The organism is Dyella sp. OK584 (assembly GCF_057787755.1).
This window is the reverse complement of the sequence record NZ_CM173542.1, coordinates 1,299,311-1,318,292: the sequence shown is the minus strand read 5'-3', so window position 1 is coordinate 1,318,292 and position 18,982 is coordinate 1,299,311. Positions and strand designations below refer to the sequence as shown.

Annotated in this window: 15 protein-coding genes; 10 read left to right on the top strand and 5 right to left on the bottom strand. The window is 62.9% G+C overall.

The window, feature by feature from the left end:
- Positions 1 to 54 precede the first annotated feature (54 nt).
- Positions 55 to 1,632, top strand: a complete 1,578-nt coding sequence (locus tag AC3CBN_RS05875; RefSeq protein ID WP_488635886.1) for a tetratricopeptide repeat-containing sulfotransferase family protein — start codon at positions 55 to 57, stop codon at positions 1,630 to 1,632.
- Between the two features lie 90 nt (positions 1,633 to 1,722).
- Here the strand turns inward: AC3CBN_RS05875 and AC3CBN_RS05870 are convergent, their stop codons facing one another.
- Positions 1,723 to 4,614, bottom strand: a complete 2,892-nt coding sequence (locus AC3CBN_RS05870) for a TonB-dependent receptor domain-containing protein (protein WP_488635885.1) — start codon at positions 4,612 to 4,614, stop codon at positions 1,723 to 1,725.
- 356 nt (positions 4,615 to 4,970) lie between these two features.
- Positions 4,971 to 6,002, bottom strand: coding sequence for an AI-2E family transporter (locus AC3CBN_RS05865; RefSeq protein ID WP_488635884.1), 1,032 nt, complete (start codon positions 6,000 to 6,002; stop codon positions 4,971 to 4,973).
- 262 nt (positions 6,003 to 6,264) lie between these two features.
- Between AC3CBN_RS05865 and AC3CBN_RS05860 the strand changes: the two genes are divergently transcribed.
- From AC3CBN_RS05860 to AC3CBN_RS05825, 8 genes are all read left to right on the top strand, one after another.
- Positions 6,265 to 7,155: a 5'-nucleotidase, lipoprotein e(P4) family gene (locus AC3CBN_RS05860; RefSeq protein WP_488635883.1), complete on the top strand. Its 891-nt coding sequence runs from the start codon at positions 6,265 to 6,267 to the stop codon at positions 7,153 to 7,155.
- A gap of 298 nt (positions 7,156 to 7,453) precedes the next feature.
- A complete protein-coding gene (locus tag AC3CBN_RS05855) occupies positions 7,454 to 8,548 on the top strand; it encodes a hypothetical protein (protein WP_488635882.1) in 1,095 nt (364 codons plus the stop codon).
- A gap of 43 nt (positions 8,549 to 8,591) precedes the next feature.
- Complete coding sequence (plsB, locus tag AC3CBN_RS05850; RefSeq protein WP_488635881.1) at positions 8,592 to 11,237, top strand: glycerol-3-phosphate 1-O-acyltransferase PlsB; 2,646 nt, start codon at positions 8,592 to 8,594, stop codon at positions 11,235 to 11,237.
- Between the two features lie 87 nt (positions 11,238 to 11,324).
- Entirely contained in the window at positions 11,325 to 12,680 is a 1,356-nt protein-coding gene (locus AC3CBN_RS05845) for a metal-dependent hydrolase family protein (protein ID WP_488635880.1), read from the top strand.
- A gap of 178 nt (positions 12,681 to 12,858) precedes the next feature.
- Positions 12,859 to 13,614 carry a bifunctional demethylmenaquinone methyltransferase/2-methoxy-6-polyprenyl-1,4-benzoquinol methylase UbiE gene (gene ubiE, locus AC3CBN_RS05840; RefSeq protein ID WP_488635879.1) on the top strand — a complete coding sequence of 252 codons (756 nt, stop codon included), beginning with the start codon at positions 12,859 to 12,861 and terminating at the stop codon, positions 13,612 to 13,614.
- Between the two features lie 6 nt (positions 13,615 to 13,620).
- Complete coding sequence (locus tag AC3CBN_RS05835) at positions 13,621 to 14,916, top strand: SDR family oxidoreductase (protein WP_488635878.1); 1,296 nt, start codon at positions 13,621 to 13,623, stop codon at positions 14,914 to 14,916.
- Positions 14,913 to 15,389, top strand: coding sequence for a DUF2269 family protein (locus tag AC3CBN_RS05830; RefSeq protein ID WP_488635877.1), 477 nt, complete (start codon positions 14,913 to 14,915; stop codon positions 15,387 to 15,389). The genes AC3CBN_RS05835 and AC3CBN_RS05830 overlap by 4 nt, the downstream gene beginning before the upstream one ends.
- Positions 15,390 to 15,482: 93 nt before the next feature.
- Positions 15,483 to 16,145 carry a Pr6Pr family membrane protein gene (locus AC3CBN_RS05825; protein WP_488635876.1) on the top strand — a complete coding sequence of 221 codons (663 nt, stop codon included), beginning with the start codon at positions 15,483 to 15,485 and terminating at the stop codon, positions 16,143 to 16,145.
- A 6-nt stretch (positions 16,146 to 16,151) separates the two neighbouring features.
- Here AC3CBN_RS05825 and AC3CBN_RS05820 read toward each other — a convergent pair whose 3' ends face one another.
- Genes AC3CBN_RS05820 through AC3CBN_RS05810 form a run of 3 tightly spaced genes read right to left on the bottom strand, consistent with a single transcriptional unit; the run spans position 16,152 to position 18,084 of the window.
- The gene (locus AC3CBN_RS05820; RefSeq protein WP_488635875.1) at positions 16,152 to 16,835 is read right to left on the bottom strand and encodes a glutathione S-transferase family protein; all 684 of its coding nucleotides are present in this window, start codon (positions 16,833 to 16,835) and stop codon (positions 16,152 to 16,154) included.
- Between the two features lie 25 nt (positions 16,836 to 16,860).
- Complete coding sequence (locus AC3CBN_RS05815) at positions 16,861 to 17,157, bottom strand: cupin domain-containing protein (RefSeq protein ID WP_488635874.1); 297 nt, start codon at positions 17,155 to 17,157, stop codon at positions 16,861 to 16,863.
- 3 nt (positions 17,158 to 17,160) lie between these two features.
- A complete protein-coding gene (locus AC3CBN_RS05810; protein ID WP_488635873.1) occupies positions 17,161 to 18,084 on the bottom strand; it encodes a DMT family transporter in 924 nt (307 codons plus the stop codon).
- Positions 18,085 to 18,193: 109 nt separating this feature from the next.
- Here AC3CBN_RS05810 and AC3CBN_RS05805 point away from each other — a divergent pair, with 109 nt between their 5' ends.
- Positions 18,194 to 18,703, top strand: coding sequence for an Lrp/AsnC family transcriptional regulator (locus AC3CBN_RS05805; RefSeq protein WP_488635872.1), 510 nt, complete (start codon positions 18,194 to 18,196; stop codon positions 18,701 to 18,703).
- Positions 18,704 to 18,982 lie beyond the last annotated feature (279 nt).

Below are 18,982 nucleotides of genomic sequence, written 5' to 3'. Positions count from 1 at the left end.
ACGCGGTTCGTCCCTCGCTTAGAATCGACCGATCGCGCCACATTCCGGACATCCATGACCGACCCGGCCCAGCTCTACGCTCAGCTCGTAGCCGCCTTCAATCAGCGGCAATGGCAACTTGCCTACGATCTCGCTGCACAGCTGGTACCACTCGCCCCGGATCATGGGGGCGTTTGCTATATGGCTGGCATCGCCTGCCTTGAACTGGAGCACATGCCTGCAGCGTTGGGGCTTCTCCACAAGGCATCGGATCTGGAACCGCGGCGCGCGGATATCGTTGCCCAGTTCGCAAAGGCACTGTCGCTGGTAAGGCGCTCGCGCGAATCCATCGTCGCTGCTGACAAGGCCATGGCGCAATCGCCTGGCGACCCCCACACGTTCGACACGCTCGGCGTGGTCTACACCCAGGCCCATGCGCACGATCGCGCAGCACATGCCTTCCGCGGAGCCGTTGCTCTTGTGCCGGACCGGCCGGCCTATCGCTTCAATCTCGCAACTGCGCTGGTTGCGCTGGGTGACGTTGCCGCCGCAGAACAGGAGTTGGAAGCGTGCATCCAACGGGACCCCACGTTCTGGAAGGCGCACCTGACGCTCTCGCAGCTCCGAAAGCAACAGCCTGAAGCGAATCACGTTGAACGCCTGCAGTCGCTGGTTGCGCGCCATCCGCATGTTGACGAGGCGCAGACCTACCTGAACATGGCTTTGGCCAAGGAGCATGAGGACCTTGCGCAATACCCGCAGGCATTTGCGCATTTTGTCCGAGGGAAATCTTCGGGGAAGGCGTTGCGCAACTACTCGATCAAGGATGACGTAGCGCTATTCGAAGCGTTGACTCGCACCTTCGACATGCCCATCGATGGAGCCGATGGCGACCCGACTCACGAGCCCATCTTCGTGATCGGCATGCCACGGTCTGGAACGACCCTGGTGGAACGCATCATCTCCAGCCATCCTGATGTCTATTCCGCTGGCGAGCTGCAGAATTTTGGCGTCGTGCTCAAACGCATGTCCGGCAGCCGCACGCACACCATGCTCGACCTGGATACCGTCCATCGCGCACGCACGCTCGACTGGAGGCAGCTTGGCGCGGACTACCTGGCGAGCACACGGCCGGCGACGGGCATCAAGGCACATTTCATCGACAAACTGCCCCATAACTTTCTCTATGCCGGCTATATCGCTCGCGCCTTGCCGAACGCCAAGATCGTCTGCCTGCGCAGGGATCCAGTGGATACGTGCCTGAGCAACTTCCGCCAGCTCTTCTCGCAGATCTCGCCGCTTTATGGCTACTCGTTCGACCTGCTCGATACGGGCCGATACTTCACACAGTTCGATCGCCTGATGTCTCACTGGCAGCGAGTGCTCCCCGGACGCATCCTGGAGGTCCGCTACGAATCGCTGGTGGATGCTCAGGAAGAACGCTCTCGCCGGTTGATTGATTTCTGTGGCCTGTCCTGGGACGAGCGCTGCCTGCAATTTGAGAAAAACGAGGCGCCGGTCAATACGGCCAGCGCGGTACAAGTTCGCGCACCGATCTATCGTACCGCTGTCAAACGCTGGAAGAAGTACGAGTCCCAGCTGGGACCACTGCTGGATCTGCTTGATGACTCCGGCATCGCGCTGGAGCGTTGAACGGACCGGCCTGCCCTGCAGGCGACTTGTCGATCGCTTGAGTGGAAACGGCCCTGCAAAACAGGGCCGTTTCCGTGAAGCGCTCAGCCACTAGTTCCCGAAGGTGTACTTTGCTTCGAGGTAGATGGCACGACCATACACGTTGTAGTTGTCAGTGTTATAGGGCGTATTCGTCAGGCCATCGTAGCTATGATCTTCAGGTGGCATGTTGTCGAACAGGTTGTTTACCAGCAGCGACAGGCCAAGGTTTTTGATCGGGTTATAGGTCACGCTGGCGTTGTAGATGATCCACGGTGCGAGCTTGCCGGTACCCGGATCCGTGTAGTTGTCGACCACCGTGGCCAGGTAGTTCGGCGTGCTTCCGTAACGGTTGAAGTACAGCGTGGCCGACCACTCGTTCTTACTCCAGGTGAGCGAGCCGTTCGCCTTGCTCTTGAAGTCCGTGCCATTGGGATACGCGGCCGGATGGCGAAGCACGTCGACCTTCGGATCGGTCGCGTAGTCCTGCGTGGTGTGCTTGAGCACGTCCGAATAGGACAGGTTGAGCGCCAGCTGGCCCCACACCCCTACAGGCTGCACGTAGGCAAAGTTCGCCGTGATGGCATTGAGCTGCTCGTTGGCGATGTTGAGCTTTGGCGTGGTGATGTTGGTGATCTGACCCAACAGGGTGCCGTTGCCTGGACCGCGCGTGATCAGGTTGAACGCATTCGTACAGAGCGCAGATGCAGGGTCATAGGTTCCTATGTCGCAGAGGTATTCCGTCTTCGACAACTGGTCGGCACTGATCTGGGTAACCTCGTTGTTGATGTCCCAGTGAAGGTAATCAACACCAAACGACATGCGCTCGATCGGCGCCCAGACAAAACCGTAACTCCACACCTTCGCCGTGATCGGCTGCAATTCCGGATTGCCGTAGGTCAGGCCCTGATACTGCGTGAGGTCATACGGAGCTTTACAGTTGCGTGCAGCATTGGCCGGATCCACACCCATGCGTGCGCAGTTGAGGTAGTCCGTGACCGAGTTGTAGTAGCCGCTTGGACCCTGGAACTCGTCCGCCAGTGTCGGCACCTTGAAAGCCGAACCGTAACGCACGCGCAGCAGCAGCGTTTCAACCGGACGGTATTCAAGCCCGGTGTTGTATGTGGTGTGATCCACGTGATTTCCGGCGACCTTGTAGTTGTCGTACCGGGCCGAGATATCCATGGTCAACTGCTCAAGCAACGGCAGCCTGAATTCCGTCGTCGCCGCGTAGCGGGAGCGGTGACCCGCACCCGGCGTTGCGCTGGTGCCGTAGACATAGCTGTCGGTGTTTCCGTTGACGTCGGTCACCGTCTGCAACAGACGCGGGTCGGGCGATGAATCCCAGCCCTGGTTGCCGCCTTCGAGCACCACCGCGACGCCTGCATCGCCACCGGCCAGATGGACCAGCGACTGGTTGGTCAGCTGACCGCGAAGCAGGTTGTCCCAAGTCTTGGCGGTTGACGTGGTATAGCCGGTGAAACTGCGGAAGTCAGACGTCGAAACCGGGTTGTACAGCTTCGTATAGTCAGGCGTGAACACCGGATAGCCGGAATACGTACCCTGCTGGCGGCCCATGACGTGATCGGCAAAATATTGCTCGATCGGACCCGTAAAGCGCTGGAAGTCCCGATTGATGAGCTTGTCATCGGAATGCGTAAAGCCGAGATCGTAATCCCAGTTGGACTGCCCGACCGTGCCCTTGCCACCCAGGGTCAGCATGTACGAGTTTTCGTACTGCTTGCTCATGATGTTCTGGTAGCCGCCCACTTCTTCAGGCGTGAAGATGCGCTGCACCAGCGCCAGGGTGTTGAGATTGGGATCCCAGTAGTAACCGCCGCCGGCGGCAGCCGTCGCGATTTGACTGCTCCAGAACGTCGTGTTGCTGCCCGGCGTGAATTTCTGCTCTTCGTAGTTGTAGAGCAGGTCACCGTAGAGCTGCAGATTCTCGTTCACGTCGAACGTCGAGTGCGAGTACAGGTTGGCCGTCTTGTCGTCGTTGGCGATCGTCGAATAGCCGGCGCTGTATTGCGAACCGCAGTAGTCGCCTCGACCCGGACGATTCTGCAACCCTTCCGTACCGTGGTACCCACCGCTCACCGTCGAGCAGTTATTGGGGTCGAGAAACAGGTACTGGCCCGCAATGGCGTCCAGCACAAGATAGTCTCGGGACGCCGTAGCCGGACTCGTTCCCTGGTTGTAGTAGGTCTTGGTAAGAGAGCGGTCGTAACCCCAGATGGGCTTTTTTTGCTCGTATTGAAGGCCAATCATGGTGTTGAATTTGCCGACGCTGAAACTGTCCGCAAAACTGATGCGCTGACTCGCCCCGCCGCCTCGTGAGTACCAACCGGCGCGCACATCAATGGCCGGGGCATCCACGTGCTTCTTCAGCACGATGTTGACCACACCGGCAATGGCGTCGGAACCGTACAGCGACGACTGACCACCTGGCAGCACATCGATGTGGTCGACCATTTCCATCGGAATGTTGCTGATGTTGTTGAAAACATCGCTGCCGTTGTAGAGGCCGGGGAAATCTCCCATCGGCCGGCCGTCGATGAGGTACTTGGTGAAGCCGACGGGCAGGCCGAACATGCTCAGCGTCTGAGCACCGGTGGTGAACGAATTATTGTCCTGTGGACCTTGGACGCTGCCGGTGGCAAACGACTGCTGCTGCAACGCTTCCGCGACCGTGGTGAATCCACGAGCCTTCATGTCCTCTGCCGTGATCGTGATGATCGGCGTCGCCGTTTCCACCTGCGATTGAGGAATCAGTGAACCCGTAACGGTCACGGCTTCAAGCTTCTTTGCCTTTTTCACTGCGTCTGCATCTTGCTGGGCTTGCGTCGCATCCTGAGCGGATGGCGCGTCCTGTGGCGCTGGTGAATCAACAGCGCTGGCCGCAGATGCATAGCCGAACGCCAAGGCTGCCAGCACGGCAGCCGTGAGCTTGCACTTCAACATGCTTGTCTCCCCGAATCTTCCTTCTCAGAAGACACACCAAGCGGTGTGCACGAAGGCGAGAACAATCAGCTGGACGACAATTCCCCAACAGTCGTCCGGTCCCCTTATCCGTCCCCGCCAAGCCCTGTTTATCACAGGTTTTTTTTAACAAACAGTGACGTCATCCAGGTCGCAATAACTTGCGGCTCGCGCGATATTTGGACGTCCATAACGGGGATGCCCATCAAGCGAGTGCAGCCTGCATTCGCGCAAACGGCCGATGCCACGGCCTGATGCCATCCGGGTGTGACATTTCACGCGAACAACACATGAGCGCCAGTGGCGCGCTGCCTATGATGACAGCGGTGACATACCCGTCAGATCAACCGCTCCGCTTCCAGCTCGCTCTTCAGATAGGCGTAGTAGATCGGGCCCGCGATCAGCCCTGGTAGACCGAACGCTGCTTCCATCAGCAGCATCGCCACCAGCAGCTCCCACGCGCGGGCACGGATCTGTCCACCCACGATGCGCGCATTGAGGAAGTACTCGAGCTTGTGGATGAGGATGAGGAAGCCCAGCGCCGCGATGCCCACGCCCAGTGAAATCGACAGGCCCGCAATGGTGATGGCAGTGTTGGAGATGAGATTGCCTATAACCGGCAGCAGGCCGACGATGAAGGTGACCACCACCAGCGTCTTGGCCAGCGGCACGTGAATGTCCAGCAGAGGCAACACGCCCAGCAGGAAAATGGCGGTGAACACGGTGTTGATCAGCGAGATCTTGATCTGCGCAAACACCACGTTATGGAACGCCTCGGCGAGACGCTGTGCACGCAGGCCCAGAGACGCCGCCAGCGGCCCGACCTGATGCGCCGGGCGCGCCCGGCTAAGCGCCACGATCGCGCCCAGCACCATGCCGATGAGGATGTGCACGAACACGCGCGCAGCTTCCTTGCCCACGGTCTGCAGGCTCACCGAATGCTTGCGGGTAAGTTCCAGTGCCATCACGCGCAGGTCGTCCACGCTATCGGGCAACCAGCCCACCACGGATGTGGGCAACTGCTCGCGCGCCTTTTCAACGAGTGGCATCAGCTGTTGCTGCCACATCACCTCGGGATTGCCGATCTCGTTACGCAGGAAGCTCACTGCGCCAAGGATCAGCAACACCAGCAGGCCCACCACGATGGTGCCGAGCAAGGCCACCACCAGCACCCGCGCTCGGTCGCCGGGGACGCGTTTGCCCAGCAGCGGCGCGGTGGCTTGCACCAGCTCGTATACCAGCAGGCCCGCGAACAGTGCCGGCAGCAGACGCAGGCCCAGCACCAACATCAACGCGGCGCCGGCCAGCACGTAGCTGGTTATGCGGACGGCCAACGAAGGTTGGCGCAGGATGGACGGGGCAGGTTCCATGCAACTTCATGTGGGCGGTGGGGGCCGCCCGAGTCTGTCAGCAGGCCGACATTGCCGCCAGCCCCGGATACCCTGCCCTCCACCGTCGTCCCAGCGAACGCTGGGACCCAGTGCCTGTGGTTGATGACTGCGATACACCCCAGATAAAGACACTGGATCCCAGCCTTCGCTGGGATGACTGCTGGTGAGGCCCTCGGTCACGACATGCCCCTGTCGTAAACTTCTCTGATCCTGTTTGTTCAGTCTCCACGGGAATCCCTTCATGTCCGTTCGTTTGCCGGCGGCCCTTGCCGCCCTGGTTTTGCTTGCCGGTTGTTCCGCCGCACCCCTCAAGTCAACTGCGCCCGCCGCTGCGGCGACGCCCACCCCGGCCGCCGCGATCCAGGCGGACGACAACCTCAATGCCGTCGCCTGGAGCCAGGCCGCAATCGAGCATGACCTGATCTATCTGCAAACCTATCGCGATGCGCAATCGCGCCTGTTGCCCGCCATGGTCGACCCTCAGTGGGACGCGCTGCCGAAGGACGACCGGGTCGCCCCAGCCAAGGGCCTGACGCCCGCGGTGGTGCTGGATATCGACGAAACCGTGCTGGACAACTCGCCCTATCAGGCCCGCCTGGTAAAGAGCGGCGGTGAATACAACGAGGCCGACTGGGCCGCGTGGTGCAAGGAACAGCGCGCCCGCGCCCTGCCCGGCGTGGTCGAGTTCACCCAGTTCGCCGCCAGGCATGGCATCGCGGTGATCTATATCTCCAACCGCGCCAAGGACCTGGACCAGGCCACCCTGGCCAACCTGCGCGCTGCCGGCCTGCCGGTCTCCGGCCCCGAGGCATTCCTGGGACTGGGTACGTTTGTGGAGGATTGCGAACAGGTTGGCACCGAGAAGGGTTGCCGCCGCCAGATGATCAGCCACAAATACCGTGTTTTGATGCAATTTGGCGACCAGATCGGCGATTTTGTAACCGTTCTATCCAACAACGCCGAAGGCCGACAGAAGGCCATGGCGCCCTATATGGGTTGGGTGGGCACCCGCTGGTTCGTGCTGCCCAATCCCACCTATGGCGCATGGGAACCGGCTTTGTTCAACAACGATTGGACGGCACCGCGCGACGAGCGCCGCCGCCAGAAGATCCAGTCGCTGCATTTTGATTGAATGAACATCACAAAAAATCAATGAGTTACGCGACTCAAGCTAAAGTATTGCTTTAACTTTAACGGGGAAGTAAGATCTCCCCCGCCAACACCTGCTGACCTTGATAATTCCGCAGGCAAGGCCATTTCCCTTCCGGCTCTGCCGGATTACCCCGTGAGGCCAAACGCCCGCGGGGTTTTCTTTTTGGGCCACCGCACAGCCCGGCAACCTGGCTCTTGTTCACGCGGAGCCGCCGCCCTTACGCTCCGCCGACCGCTCCGGACCCTGCTGGTCGACGGGCGCCACACTTCGAGACTCCATGCGCCGCTCATCCGTCTTCTATGCCGTTGGCGCATTTGTCGCCCTGCTGGTGCTGGCCACGGTGGTCGCCTTGGTCATGACTTCGCACAAGCCCGCACCGGTTCCGGTGGTTGCCGGCGGCGAAACGCCCGAGGCCTCGGTGCAGCAGTCGGTGGCCCTGATCAAGACGGGTGATTTTGCCGGGTTCTGGAAGCACGCCCTGCCTCCCGCGGACTACGACACGCTGCGCACGGACTGGACGCGCGCCCGCGCCGACGAACAGCCCATCAGCGCCGAAGACCGTGCCGACTTCATCAAGAACATGCAGCAGCTGACCGAGCCGGACGCGGAGAACAAGCTCTACGCACTGGCCAAGCCCAAGCTCACCCAGCTGGAGCAGCAGTACCACGACCAGGTGCCGGTGATGATCGGCATTGCACAGGCCATCGCCAGCACGGGTGTGGCGCAGAGCAAGGAGCTGACCACGCCACAGAAGCGGCAGGCCACGGAAGTGGTCAACGTACTCGCGCCGTGGGCGCAGCAGGTGCCTTGGTTCGATCAGGCGCGGGCCAAGCAGGCGATTGCCGTGGCCGTGGCCACCGCACGCAAGCTCGACCTGAAGACACCCGAGCAGCTGCGCAGCATGGACTTCGATACCGCGATGCAGAAGTACAGCGCAGGCTTCCTGGGTATCAAGCAGGTGCTGGCCATCTATGGGTTGTCGATCGATGACACGCTCAACTCCGTCAAAGTCACGCCGCTGGAAAGCGGAAATGGCCACGCTCGCGTGCGCATCGACTACGTCCTGCTTGGCAAGCCACTTTCCATTGAATCGGACCTGGTCCAGCAGGCCGGTCGCTGGTACAGCGCCGACATGTTGCAGAACGTCCGCGAGGCGCATGAGCGGCTGATCGCGCCGCCCGCGCCTGCCAGCAGCACTGAAAAAGCTCAGGCCGTGAAAGGCTTAGCCACCGCGCTGTCGACTGATTGCGTCACTGGCGTCCACGTCGGCTACGTCGCGACTGGCGGTGGCGCAACGCCCGCGCAGGCGGCCGCAGCCCGGGCGACGGCGGCCCAAGCCGAAGCCAAACTAACTGCGGCGTGTAAGCACTGAGGCCGAATCCGGTTCTTTTGGCTCCACCGGTTACAATCTGCGGATGCTGAATATGTCGACCACGGACACTCCCGCCCGTAGCCGCGCGCCTTGGTGGTTCAACCTGGCCGGGCAACTGCTCGAACCCTGGATGCGCATCCGCCGCGATCCCGCCGAACCCGCCGCCCTGCTCCAGGCCGGCGTGCGGGTGTGCTATGTGATCGAGCGCGATGGCTTCTCCGATGCCCTGATCCTTGAGCGCGCCTGCCGCGAGGCCGGACTGCCCAGCCCGATGCAGCCGCTATCGGGCACACGCCGCAAACGCTCGGTATTTGCGCTCGCGCGCCGCGACGGCTGGCTGTTCGGCCGTAACCGCAAGCGCTCGCCCAACGAGCCGCTGGGCCAGCTGGTGCGTTCGCTGGAAGGCGACCCGGAGCGGGACATCCAGATCGTGCCCGTCTCCATCTACGTCGGCCGCGCGCCTACCCGCGAGTCGGGCTGGTTCAGCGTGCTGTTCTCGGAAAACTGGGTGATGGTGGGCCGCTTCCGCCGCATGCTGGCGTTGCTGCTCAACGGTCGCGACACGGTGGTGCACTTCTCCACGCCGGTGTCGCTGCGCACGGTGATGAACGAGGCCGGCGAGATCCGGCCGGAACGCCTCACCCGCAAGATCGCCCGCGTGCTGCGCACCCACTTCCGCCGCATCCGCGCGGCGGTAATCGGCCCGGATCTTTCGCATCGCCGCACGGTGGTCGACGCCGTGCTCAATGCCGAACCGGTGCGCACCGCCATCGCCGCCGTCGCGGCGAAGGAAAACATCAGCCAGGCCAAAGCCTGGCGGCGTGCGCACGACATGGCGATGGAAATCGCCGCCGACTATTCGCACCCGGTGGTGCGTTCGGTGTCGTTCCTGCTCTCCAACTTCTGGAACAAGCTGTACGACGGTATCGCCATGCATCACTTCGACAAGGCCCGCGCCGCTGCGCCGGGCCATGAAGTGGTGTACGTACCGTGTCATCGCAGCCATACCGACTATCTGCTGCTGTCCTACCAGCTGCATGTGTCCGGCGTGGTGGTACCCCACATCGCTGCGGGCGTGAACCTCAACCTGCCGGGCATCGGCCCGATCCTGCGTCGCGGTGGTGCGTTTTTCCTGCGCCGCAGCTTCAAGGGCAATGCGCTGTACCCGGTGGTGTTCAACGAATACCTCGCCCAGCTGATCGATCGCGGTGTGCCGATCGAGTATTTCATCGAGGGTGGCCGGTCGCGTACCGGGCGCCTGCTGGCGCCGCGTGCCGGCATGCTGGTGATGACCGTGCGTGCGTTCCTGCGCGCGCCTCGCCGTCCGGTGCTGTTCCAGCCGGTGTACATCGGCTACGAGAAGCTGATGGAAGGCAAGAGCTATATCGGCGAACTCTCAGGCAAGCCCAAGGAGAAGGAATCGCTGCTCGGCCTGCTGCGCGGCCTGAAGGTATTGCGCCAGCGCTACGGGCACGTGTCGCTGAATTTTGGCGAGCCGATCGAACTGAACCCGTTGCTCGATGCCGCGAGTGCCAACTGGCGCGCCGCCATCGATGATCCGGACGCCAAACCCGAGTGGCTGAACCGCGTGGTGGATGATCTGGCCGAACGCATCCAGGTCAATATCAATCGCGCCGCCGACGCAAATCCCATCAACCTGCTGGCGGTGGCCCTGCTCGCCACGCCCAAGCACGCGATGGCCGAGAACGACCTGCTGGCGCAGCTGGAACTGATGAAGGCGCTGCTGGAAGAGCTGCCTTTTTCGGACCGCATGACGCTCACCTCGATGGATCCTGCCGGCATCATCGCGTACGGCGAGCAGATGGGCTGGATTCGCCGCGTGCGTCATTCGCTGGGCGACGTGCTGGTCACCGAAGACGAGCAGGCGGTACTGCTCAGCTACTTCCGCAACAACGTGCTGCACCTCACGACAACCGCGGCATGGGTGGCCTGCTGCTTCCTCAACAACCGCCGCATGTCGCGCGCCTCGGTGCTGCGACTGGGTCGCATCATCTATCCGTTCATCCAGGGTGAGCTGTTCCTGCCGTGGGACGAGGAAGGTTTCTGCACGCAGCTGCAGTCGACTATCGACTTCTTCGTGCGCCGTGGCTTGCTGGAAGCCACCGGCGAAGGTCGCGTGCTGGAGCGCGGCCCGGGCCAGGACGATGCGGCATTCCAGTTGAAGATCATCGCGCGCAGCCTGATCCAGGCATTCGAGCGCTACTACATCACCATCGCCGCACTGGTGAAGAACGGTCCTCACACGCTCACCGGCGCGGAGCTGGAGAACGCCTGCACACTCACCGCGCAGCGTCTGAGCCTGCTCAATGAGCTGTCGGCGCCGGAGTTCTTCGACAAGGCGCTGTTCCGGGGCTTCATCCATAAGCTGCGCGAGAATCGCATCGTGTGGACCGACGAAGCCGGCAAGCTCGACTACGACCATGCGCTGGAAGACATGGTGCGCGATGCACGCGTGATTCTTTCCCGCGAAGTGCGCCACTCCATCCTCAAGATCACACCGGGCGGCGATGGCGAGAAAGAGGTCGCGGCCGAGAAGCCGGTACCGGCCGATGCCACCAGCGAGGCGCTGCACGCGCGCCACGTGGCAGCGGAACGTCACGAGCACGCGCCGGCCGAGGTCACGACGGTGGTGGAAGACGCCGGCAGCGACGAGTCGGGTAAAGACTGATCGTCCATATCCCGAGGGGTGACTTTCGTCACCCCTCATCACGTGTGTCACTCCCCTAAGATGGTCGCTTCACCCGGGGAGCTCACCATGACCACACGCATTGCCTTCGCCATCGCCGCAGCCCTTGCGCTGCCTGCCGCCATCGCAGCGGAAGCGCCTACCACCCATCGCGACGTCACCGTGCTGCATTGCGCGCGCCTGGTCGATCCGGCCGCAGGCAAGCTGCTGGGCGAAACCACGCTGGTGATCGAGGGCACCCGGGTCAAGGAGATCAAGAGCGGCAACGTCGACGACAAGCCGTATCGCGACGCCGCCAGCGCGGCTGGCACGCGCTACGCCGTGGTCAATCTGGCGGACGCCACCTGCATGCCGGGCCTGATCGACTCGCACACGCACCTCTCCTTCGAAACCAGCCCCTCCAGCTACTCTGACCAGTTCCGCTGGAATGTGGCCGACTACGCCGTGCGCTCCACCGTCTATGCCCGCCGTACGCTGATGGCCGGCTTTACGGCCGTACGCAATGTCGGCGACGGCAACAACGAATCGATCGCGCTGCGCAACGCGATCAACGCGGGCATCGTGCCGGGCCCGCGCATGTTCACCGCGGGCAAGCCGATCGGCACCACCGGCGGCCATGCCGACCCCACCGATGGCTACCGCTCGGATTTGGCCGGCAACCCGGATCCAAAGGAAGGCGTCATCAACAGCCCCGAGGATGCCTACAAGGCCGTGCGCCAGCATTACAAGGACGGCGTGGATGTCATCAAGATCATGCCCTCGGGCGGCGTGCTGGATGAAAGCAGCAGCGCCGACAACGCACAGATGACCATCGAGGAGATCAAGGCGGTAGTCACCGTCGCGCACGACTACGGCTTCACCGTGGCCGCGCACGCGCACGGTGCCGAGGCCATCCGCCGCGCCGTGCTGGCCGGCGTGGACTCGATCGAGCATGGCACCTTCATGAACGACGAGGACATGAAGCTGATGAAGGAGCATGGCACCTGGTACGTGCCCACCATCATCGCCGGCAAGTATGTGCAGGAAATGGCCGCCAAGCCGGGCTATTACCCGCCACAGGTGGCAGCCAAGGCGATGCAGGTCGGCCCGATCATCCAGGCCACCGCGGGCAAGGCGTACAAGGCTGGCGTGAAGATTGCCTTCGGCACCGACGCAGCGGTTTACCCGCATGGCCAGAACGCCAAGGAATTCGAATACATGGTGCAAGCCGGCATGCCCGCGATGTACGTGCTGCAGGCCGCCACCACGCACGCCGCCGAACTGCTGCACAAGCAGAACGAGCTCGGCCAGATCGCCGTGGGCCGCCGCGCTGACGTGGTCGCGGTCCCGGGCAACCCGCTGGATGACATCACGGTGATGCAGAAGGTCAGCTTCGTGATGAAGGATGGCGTGACCTACAAGCAGGACGGCAAGGAAGTTCTGTAACCCCGCCCTTTCTCCCTCTCCCCACTGGGGAGAGGGCTGGGGTGAGGGGTCGGTCTTGCGATGAGGCCAGTTCAGAGCCGGCTCTTTTAAAGCCTTCCCGCGAGCACTCGCCCCTCAACTCAATCCTCTCCCCCAAGGGGAGAGGAAGCTCAAGGGCCCGATCCGTTACCATGTATCCATGAGCGATCAGCACCGCAACACCACCCATTTCGGTTTCCGCGACGTGCCCGTCGCCGACAAGCAGAAGCTTGTCGGCCAGGTGTTCACTTCGGTCGCGCGCAACTACGACCTGATGAACGACCTGATGTCGCTGGGCATCCATCGCCTGTGGAAGCGACATTTCGTGGCGATCAGCGGCGTACGCCGGGGTGATCGCGTGCTCGACCTGGCTGGCGGCACCGGCGATATCGCTGCGTTGCTCAAGCCCGTGGTGGGCACGGAAGGCGAAATCGTGGTGGGCGACATCAACGCCGCCATGCTCGGCGTGGGTCGCGATCGCATGACCGACCGCGGCCTCGTCTCGGGCCTGCGCTGGGCGCAGCTCAATGCCGAAGTACTGCCGTTCCCGGACAACAGCTTCGATGCGGTGACCATGGCCTTCGGCCTGCGCAACGTCACCGACAAGGACAAGGCGCTGGCCGATATCTGCCGCGTGCTCAAGCCCGGTGGGCGCGCGCTGGTGCTGGAGTTCTCGCGTGTCCAGAGCGACCTTTTCAGCAAGATCTACGACTTCCACTCGTTCAAGGTGCTTCCGAAACTCGGCCAGCTGTTCGCCGGCGACGCCGACAGCTACCAGTACCTGGCCGAATCGATCCGCAAGCATCCTGACCAGGAAACGCTCAAGGGCATGATGGAACGTGCAGGCTTCGGTCGCGTGGACGTGCGCAACCTCAGCAACGGCATCGTCGCCATCCACCGCGGCTACAAGTTCTAAGCACGCATGCGCGTGCTGGTCACGGGGGCCTACGGCTTCATTGGCTCGCACATCGTCGCGGCGCTGACCGCCGCCGGTCACGACGTGGTTTGTGCGGTACGCGCCGCGCGACTGGATACACGGTTTCCCGGTTCGCACGCGATCGCCTGCGACATGGCGCGCGACGTTACACCCGAGGCTTGGCTGCCGCGCTTGCGCGCCATCGATGCGGTGGTGAACTGCGCCGGCATTCTGCGCGAGCAGGGTGCAAACCGTTTTGAATCCGTCCATGTGCAGGCACCACGCGCCCTGTTCGAAGCATGCGTGCGCGCCGGCGTACACCATGTCGTGCAGGTGTCGGCCCTGGGCAAGGCCGGCGATGGCGAATTCATCGCCAGCAAACACCGTGGTGACGAACAGCTGGCGAGTCTGCCGCTCAACGCCACCATTCTTCGCCCGTCGCTGGTCTACAGTGCGCGCGGTTCCTATGGAGGCACCTCGCTATTGCGCGCGATGGCTGCCTTGCCCGGTGTCATCGCCGTGCCTCGCAACGCCATGCGCCCCTGCGTTCAACCCATCGCGGCCGAGGACGTCGCGCTGGCGGTGGTCGCCGCCTTGTCGCGTCCCGCCATCGGCGTGGAAGTGCTGGAACTGGTCGGACCGGAATCGTTGGGTCTGGGTGATTACCTGCAGCGCTGGCGGCGATGGCTCGGCCTTCCGAAGGCACGGATCTTGGCAGTGCCCGCCGTCGGTGTACGACTGGCATGCTGGCTCGGCGAACGGTTGGGACAAGGGCCGCTCGGCGAAACCATGCAGCGCATGCTGGAACACGGCAATCTGGGCCGGCGCGGCGCACTGGAACGCATGCAGGCCAGGCTCGGCGTGTCGCCGCGCTCGTTGAATCGCGCATTGTCCGAAGCACCCAGCCATGTGCAGGATCGCTGGCACGCGCGGTTGTATTTGGCGCTGCCCGCGTTGCGCATCAGCCTTGCGCTGCTGTGGCTCGCTTCCGGCGTCATCGGCTGGTGGCTGCCGGCGGAAGCGGTCACCGCAGCGACACCAGACGGCCCACTCTCGGCCGGCGCCGCCCTCGTTCTGGCGCGAGGCACCGCGACGCTCGACCTTCTGCTCGGCGCGCTGTGTCTGTTGCGTTGGCGCCCGCGCTGGGTGCTCATGAGCATGCTGCTGATGCTGGTCGGCTACACCGCGGGCATCGGCATGCTGTGGCCGGTGCACTGGCTCGATCCCCTTGGCGGATTGCTGAAGAACCTGCCCCTGATGGCGGCGCTGATCGTGTTGCTGGCCACGGAAGAAAAGCAATGACGGCTTATGCGCTGCTGAAGTTCGTGCACATTCTTTCCTCCACGCTGCTGTTCGGCACCGGCTTGGGCACCGCGTTCTTCATGTGGTTCACCTGGCGCGGTGGCGACCTGCCGTCGATCGCCGCCGCGTCGCGGCTGACCGTGCGCGCGGACTGGTGCTTCACCACGCCTGCCGTCCTCATCCAGCCCATCACCGGCGTCGCGCTGGTTCGACTGATGGGTTTTCCGTGGACGAGTCCCTGGTTGCAGGCGGCGATGGCGCTCTATCTGTTCACCGGTGCCTGCTGGCTGCCGGTGGTTGTCCTGCAGATGCGTGTGCGCCATCTCGCGGCTGCAGCACTGCATGCCGGCCAACCGCTGCCCGCCGATTGCTCACGTCTGATGCGCTGGTGGTTTGCTTTGGGCTGGCCGGCATTTCTCGCCGTGCTGGCCATTTTCTGGCTGATGGTGGCCAAGCCACCGCTGTGGAGTTGAGCAGGTTTTTGCGATGCAGGAGATCACGCCTCCGGTGGGGTCTTCCGGTGGCATAGTGTCGAAATCGCCTCGGCCCGACGCAGCGGTCTCTCCATGGCACAGCCTTATCGCCCACTTGCCATTTTCGGTGCCCTGCTCGGCTGGTTCGGGCTGGCGCTGCAATTGTGGCTGTCGATCCAACTCACCGAAGCGAAAGGCCAGGGCGTGCTCGCCGGCGTGTGGCTGTACCTGAGCTTCTACACCATCCTTACCAATATGCTGGTGGCCAAGGCGTTGTCGGCCGTGGCGATCGGACCAGGCCACGGCCCGGTGATCCGCTTCTTTCTGCGGCCAGGCGTGCAGACGGCGATCGCCATGAGCATCGCCATCGTCTGCCTGATCTACAACCTGATGCTGCGCCAACTGTGGCACCCCACCGGCTGGTTGCTGGTGGCGGATGTGATCGTGCATGACGTCATGCCGCCGCTGTATCTCCTGTACTGGTGGCTGGCGGTGCCCAAGGGCGGGTTGCGCTGGTCGCAGGCGCTGGTATGGCAGAGCTATCCGGCTGGCTATTTTTTCTATGTGCTGCTGCGCGGTGCGGCCAACGGCTGGTATCCGTACCCGTTCCTTGACGTGAAGTCGCTGGGCTACGGGCAGGTGCTGGTGGACGCGATCGCCGTGCTGCTCGCCTTCATGGCAGTGGCGCTGGCGCTGGTGGCGCTCGGCCGCTGGCAGGCACGCCGGAACGGTTACGTGGCGGTCGATCCGGTTTAGTGCGGCTTATGCGGTGCGCAGGTCCCGCACCACCTCGCCGTAGCGTTGGACCTCTTCTTCATGCGCCACGTCGCGCCAGGTTTCGGTCAATGCGTCTTCGTACCAGCGGCGCATCGAAGGCAATGCCAACATGCGTTGCGCATACTCCGCAGCGGGTCGGTCCAGCTCAAGGCCATAGGTCTGCACGCGGAAAGCTACCGGCGCGAAGAAGGCATCGACCGCGGTGAACGTGTTGCCCGCCAGGAACGGGCCGCCAAAACGCTGCAGCCCCTCGCACCATAATTCGTTGATGCGCGCGACGTCCGCCTTCAGTGCTGGGCCGTTGGCACGCAGGCGCACGCGGATGCCGCAACTCATGCCACATTGATCGCGCAGTGTCGCAAAACCCGAATGCATTTCCGCCGCGGCGCAACGCGCCCAGGTACGCGCCGCGCTATCGGACGGCCAGACGCCCGGATGGCGCTCGGCCAGGTATTCGGCGATCGCCAGCGAATCCCAAACCACCGCATCACCGTCGTGCAGGCATGGCACGCGGCCGCTGGGTGAGAAGCTGCGAAATTTCTCCCAGTTCGAGCCCTGCTCGAATGGCACAGCTTTCTCCTCGAACGGAATATCCAGCTCGTTCAACAATACCCAGGGACGCAGCGACCACGACGAGTAGTTCTTGTTGGCGATGTAGAGCGTGGTCACCGATGGACTCCTAGCATGGACGGCTTCAGGTATCGAGGATCAGTAGCGTACCGCGACTGCCCTTCTCCACGCTGTGTGGCACGCCCCCAGGCACCACGCAAAGTTCACCGGCACCGATGCGGCACGTTTGGCCGTCCATCCTGAGCATCATCTCGCCGTCCAGCACCAGCAGGCCTTCGGCGTAGTCGTGGCATTCCTCTGGATAAGCAGAGTCGTCCATGCGCAACAGTTTCAGTTGCGCATCGCCGAAGTGGGCAAGCACGCGCGACGACCATGCCTGCGGCAGGCTCCCATCCGCCTCTATCAGGCGGATGGGCGTCACGCCTCAGCTCTGCTTGGCCGACGCAGCCACCACTGCCGAGGCCGACGCAGGCGCGCGGCGGCGCGCATTGGCCAGCACCACGCCGCCCACGGTGATCACGCCGCCCACGAGGGTCAGCATCGTGGGGCGCTCGCCCAGCCACACCCAGCCGATCAACACCGCGATCGGCGGCGAGAAGTAGATGAAGCTGCTGACCTGCGAGGCGGACGCACGGTGCAGCGCTGCGTTCCATGCGATGTACCCGATGAAGGTTGGCGCAATGCCCAGCCACAGCAGCGCACCGATATGCGACGCGGGTGCCACCGCCAGCGCATGCGGCAGCCCCAGCCCGAACGGTAGCGAACCCAGCGTTCCGGCAAAGAAGGTGAAGCCGGTGACGCCCAACATGCCGTTGCGCACGAAGAACGGCTTCTGGCCCACGAAGAACACAGCGCACGCAAGCACACTCACCAGCACCAACGCCGCCATCGGCTCGATCTTCACATCCTTGCCGCTGGTCAGCACCACGATCACCACGCCGATCAATGCCACGGCGAGGCCGGTCAGGGAGCGTGGCGACAGGCGCTCACGCAGCCAGATGGCCGACAACGCCGCCGTGGTCGCCGGCACCAACGAGATCAGGATGGCTGCCGTGCCACTGGCAACGCGCGTTTCTGCCGTGTTGAGGCACAAGTGGTACACGGTGAGGCCAATCAAGCCGAGCGCTGTCAGCTGCGGCCAGTCGCGCCGTGCCGGCAGCGGCACACGCTTCACCACCAGTAGCACGGCGAAACACAGCGAGCCGATGGCGAGGCGCGCCAGCGCCACTTCGCCGGGCGTGAACGAGGCTAGCGCATAGGCGATCGCGGCGTAGGCCGACGACCAGGTAAGCAGGGCGATGCCGATAAAAGCGAGGGCACGCCCGTCCAGGCGTTCCGGGGTCTGCATGGGGAAGATTCCGGTGGAGGGAAACGTGTGCATCGTAAATCGGGCAGCGGTACGCATGAATGATGGATCAGCGTAGGATGTTGATGTTTCGCCAACGATCGAAATGTCCATGAACGCTGTCACCTTTGAATCGAAACCGATTTGGGACGCCACGGATTGGCAACTGCTGGAGGCCCTACAGCAGGACGCTCGCCTGGGCTACGCGGAGCTGGGACGCAAGGTGCGCCTGTCCGCACCTGCCGTGGCAGAGCGCGTAAAGCGGCTGGAGGAAGCCGGCGTGATCACCGGGTACCGGGCGGTGGTGAACCCGCGCAAGCTGGGCTATGAGATCGACGCGATGATCCGCCTGCGCTGTGACGGCGGCATCTGCGCACGCGTGGGCTCGCTGGTCGCGGACATTCCCGAAGTGCTCGACTGCCGCCGCCTGGCCGGCGAAGATTCCGCCCTGCTGCACGTGGTGGCCATGTCCATTTCCCATCTCGAGTCGGTGTTGGACCGCCTGCTGAAAATTCACGCCAGCATCAGCACCACAACCCTGGTGGTCTTGCAGACGCCGCACGAAAACCGGCCGCTGACGCGCACGATGTGGAATACGGCGCGTACTTTCCTCGAGGACTAGGGGCAACTTTCGCTCCAATCAACTATTAGCGTGACGTAGTTCACATATTCAAAATCGACGCATATCGATCGGCATAGTTATTGCCTAGCCCTTCGCATGAAAAGGGAATGTTGAAGAAGCGGTTTTTGCAATAAATATTCGAAGGCGCAGAACCTTACGGAGGTAGGCGCGGGTCGATTGAGTTAGGATGTCCTGTGTTTTGGGGGCATGCCTGGCATCTCAGGGGGCTCCAGTTCTGTTCTGTTCGGCCGATCAGGAACGGACGGTTTGGAAGGGAAG

Excerpts from the sequence above, each read along its gene's own strand:
- AC3CBN_RS05825 (WP_488635876.1), top strand. The coding sequence starts at position 15,483 with ATGGCACAGCCTTATCGCCCACTTGCCATTTTCGGTGCCCTGCTCGGC.
- ubiE (WP_488635879.1), top strand. The coding sequence starts at position 12,859 with ATGAGCGATCAGCACCGCAACACCACCCATTTCGGTTTCCGCGACGTG.
- plsB (WP_488635881.1), top strand. The coding sequence starts at position 8,592 with ATGCTGAATATGTCGACCACGGACACTCCCGCCCGTAGCCGCGCGCCT.
- AC3CBN_RS05860 (WP_488635883.1), top strand. The coding sequence starts at position 6,265 with ATGTCCGTTCGTTTGCCGGCGGCCCTTGCCGCCCTGGTTTTGCTTGCC.
- AC3CBN_RS05810 (WP_488635873.1), bottom strand. The coding sequence starts at position 18,084 with ATGCAGACCCCGGAACGCCTGGACGGGCGTGCCCTCGCTTTTATCGGC.
- AC3CBN_RS05835 (WP_488635878.1), top strand. The coding sequence starts at position 13,621 with ATGCGCGTGCTGGTCACGGGGGCCTACGGCTTCATTGGCTCGCACATC.
- AC3CBN_RS05845 (WP_488635880.1), top strand. The coding sequence starts at position 11,325 with ATGACCACACGCATTGCCTTCGCCATCGCCGCAGCCCTTGCGCTGCCT.
- AC3CBN_RS05870 (WP_488635885.1), bottom strand. The coding sequence starts at position 4,614 with ATGTTGAAGTGCAAGCTCACGGCTGCCGTGCTGGCAGCCTTGGCGTTC.
- AC3CBN_RS05805 (WP_488635872.1), top strand. The coding sequence starts at position 18,194 with ATGAACGCTGTCACCTTTGAATCGAAACCGATTTGGGACGCCACGGAT.
- AC3CBN_RS05875 (WP_488635886.1), top strand. The coding sequence starts at position 55 with ATGACCGACCCGGCCCAGCTCTACGCTCAGCTCGTAGCCGCCTTCAAT.
- AC3CBN_RS05855 (WP_488635882.1), top strand. The coding sequence starts at position 7,454 with ATGCGCCGCTCATCCGTCTTCTATGCCGTTGGCGCATTTGTCGCCCTG.
- AC3CBN_RS05865 (WP_488635884.1), bottom strand. The coding sequence starts at position 6,002 with ATGGAACCTGCCCCGTCCATCCTGCGCCAACCTTCGTTGGCCGTCCGC.
- AC3CBN_RS05830 (WP_488635877.1), top strand. The coding sequence starts at position 14,913 with ATGACGGCTTATGCGCTGCTGAAGTTCGTGCACATTCTTTCCTCCACG.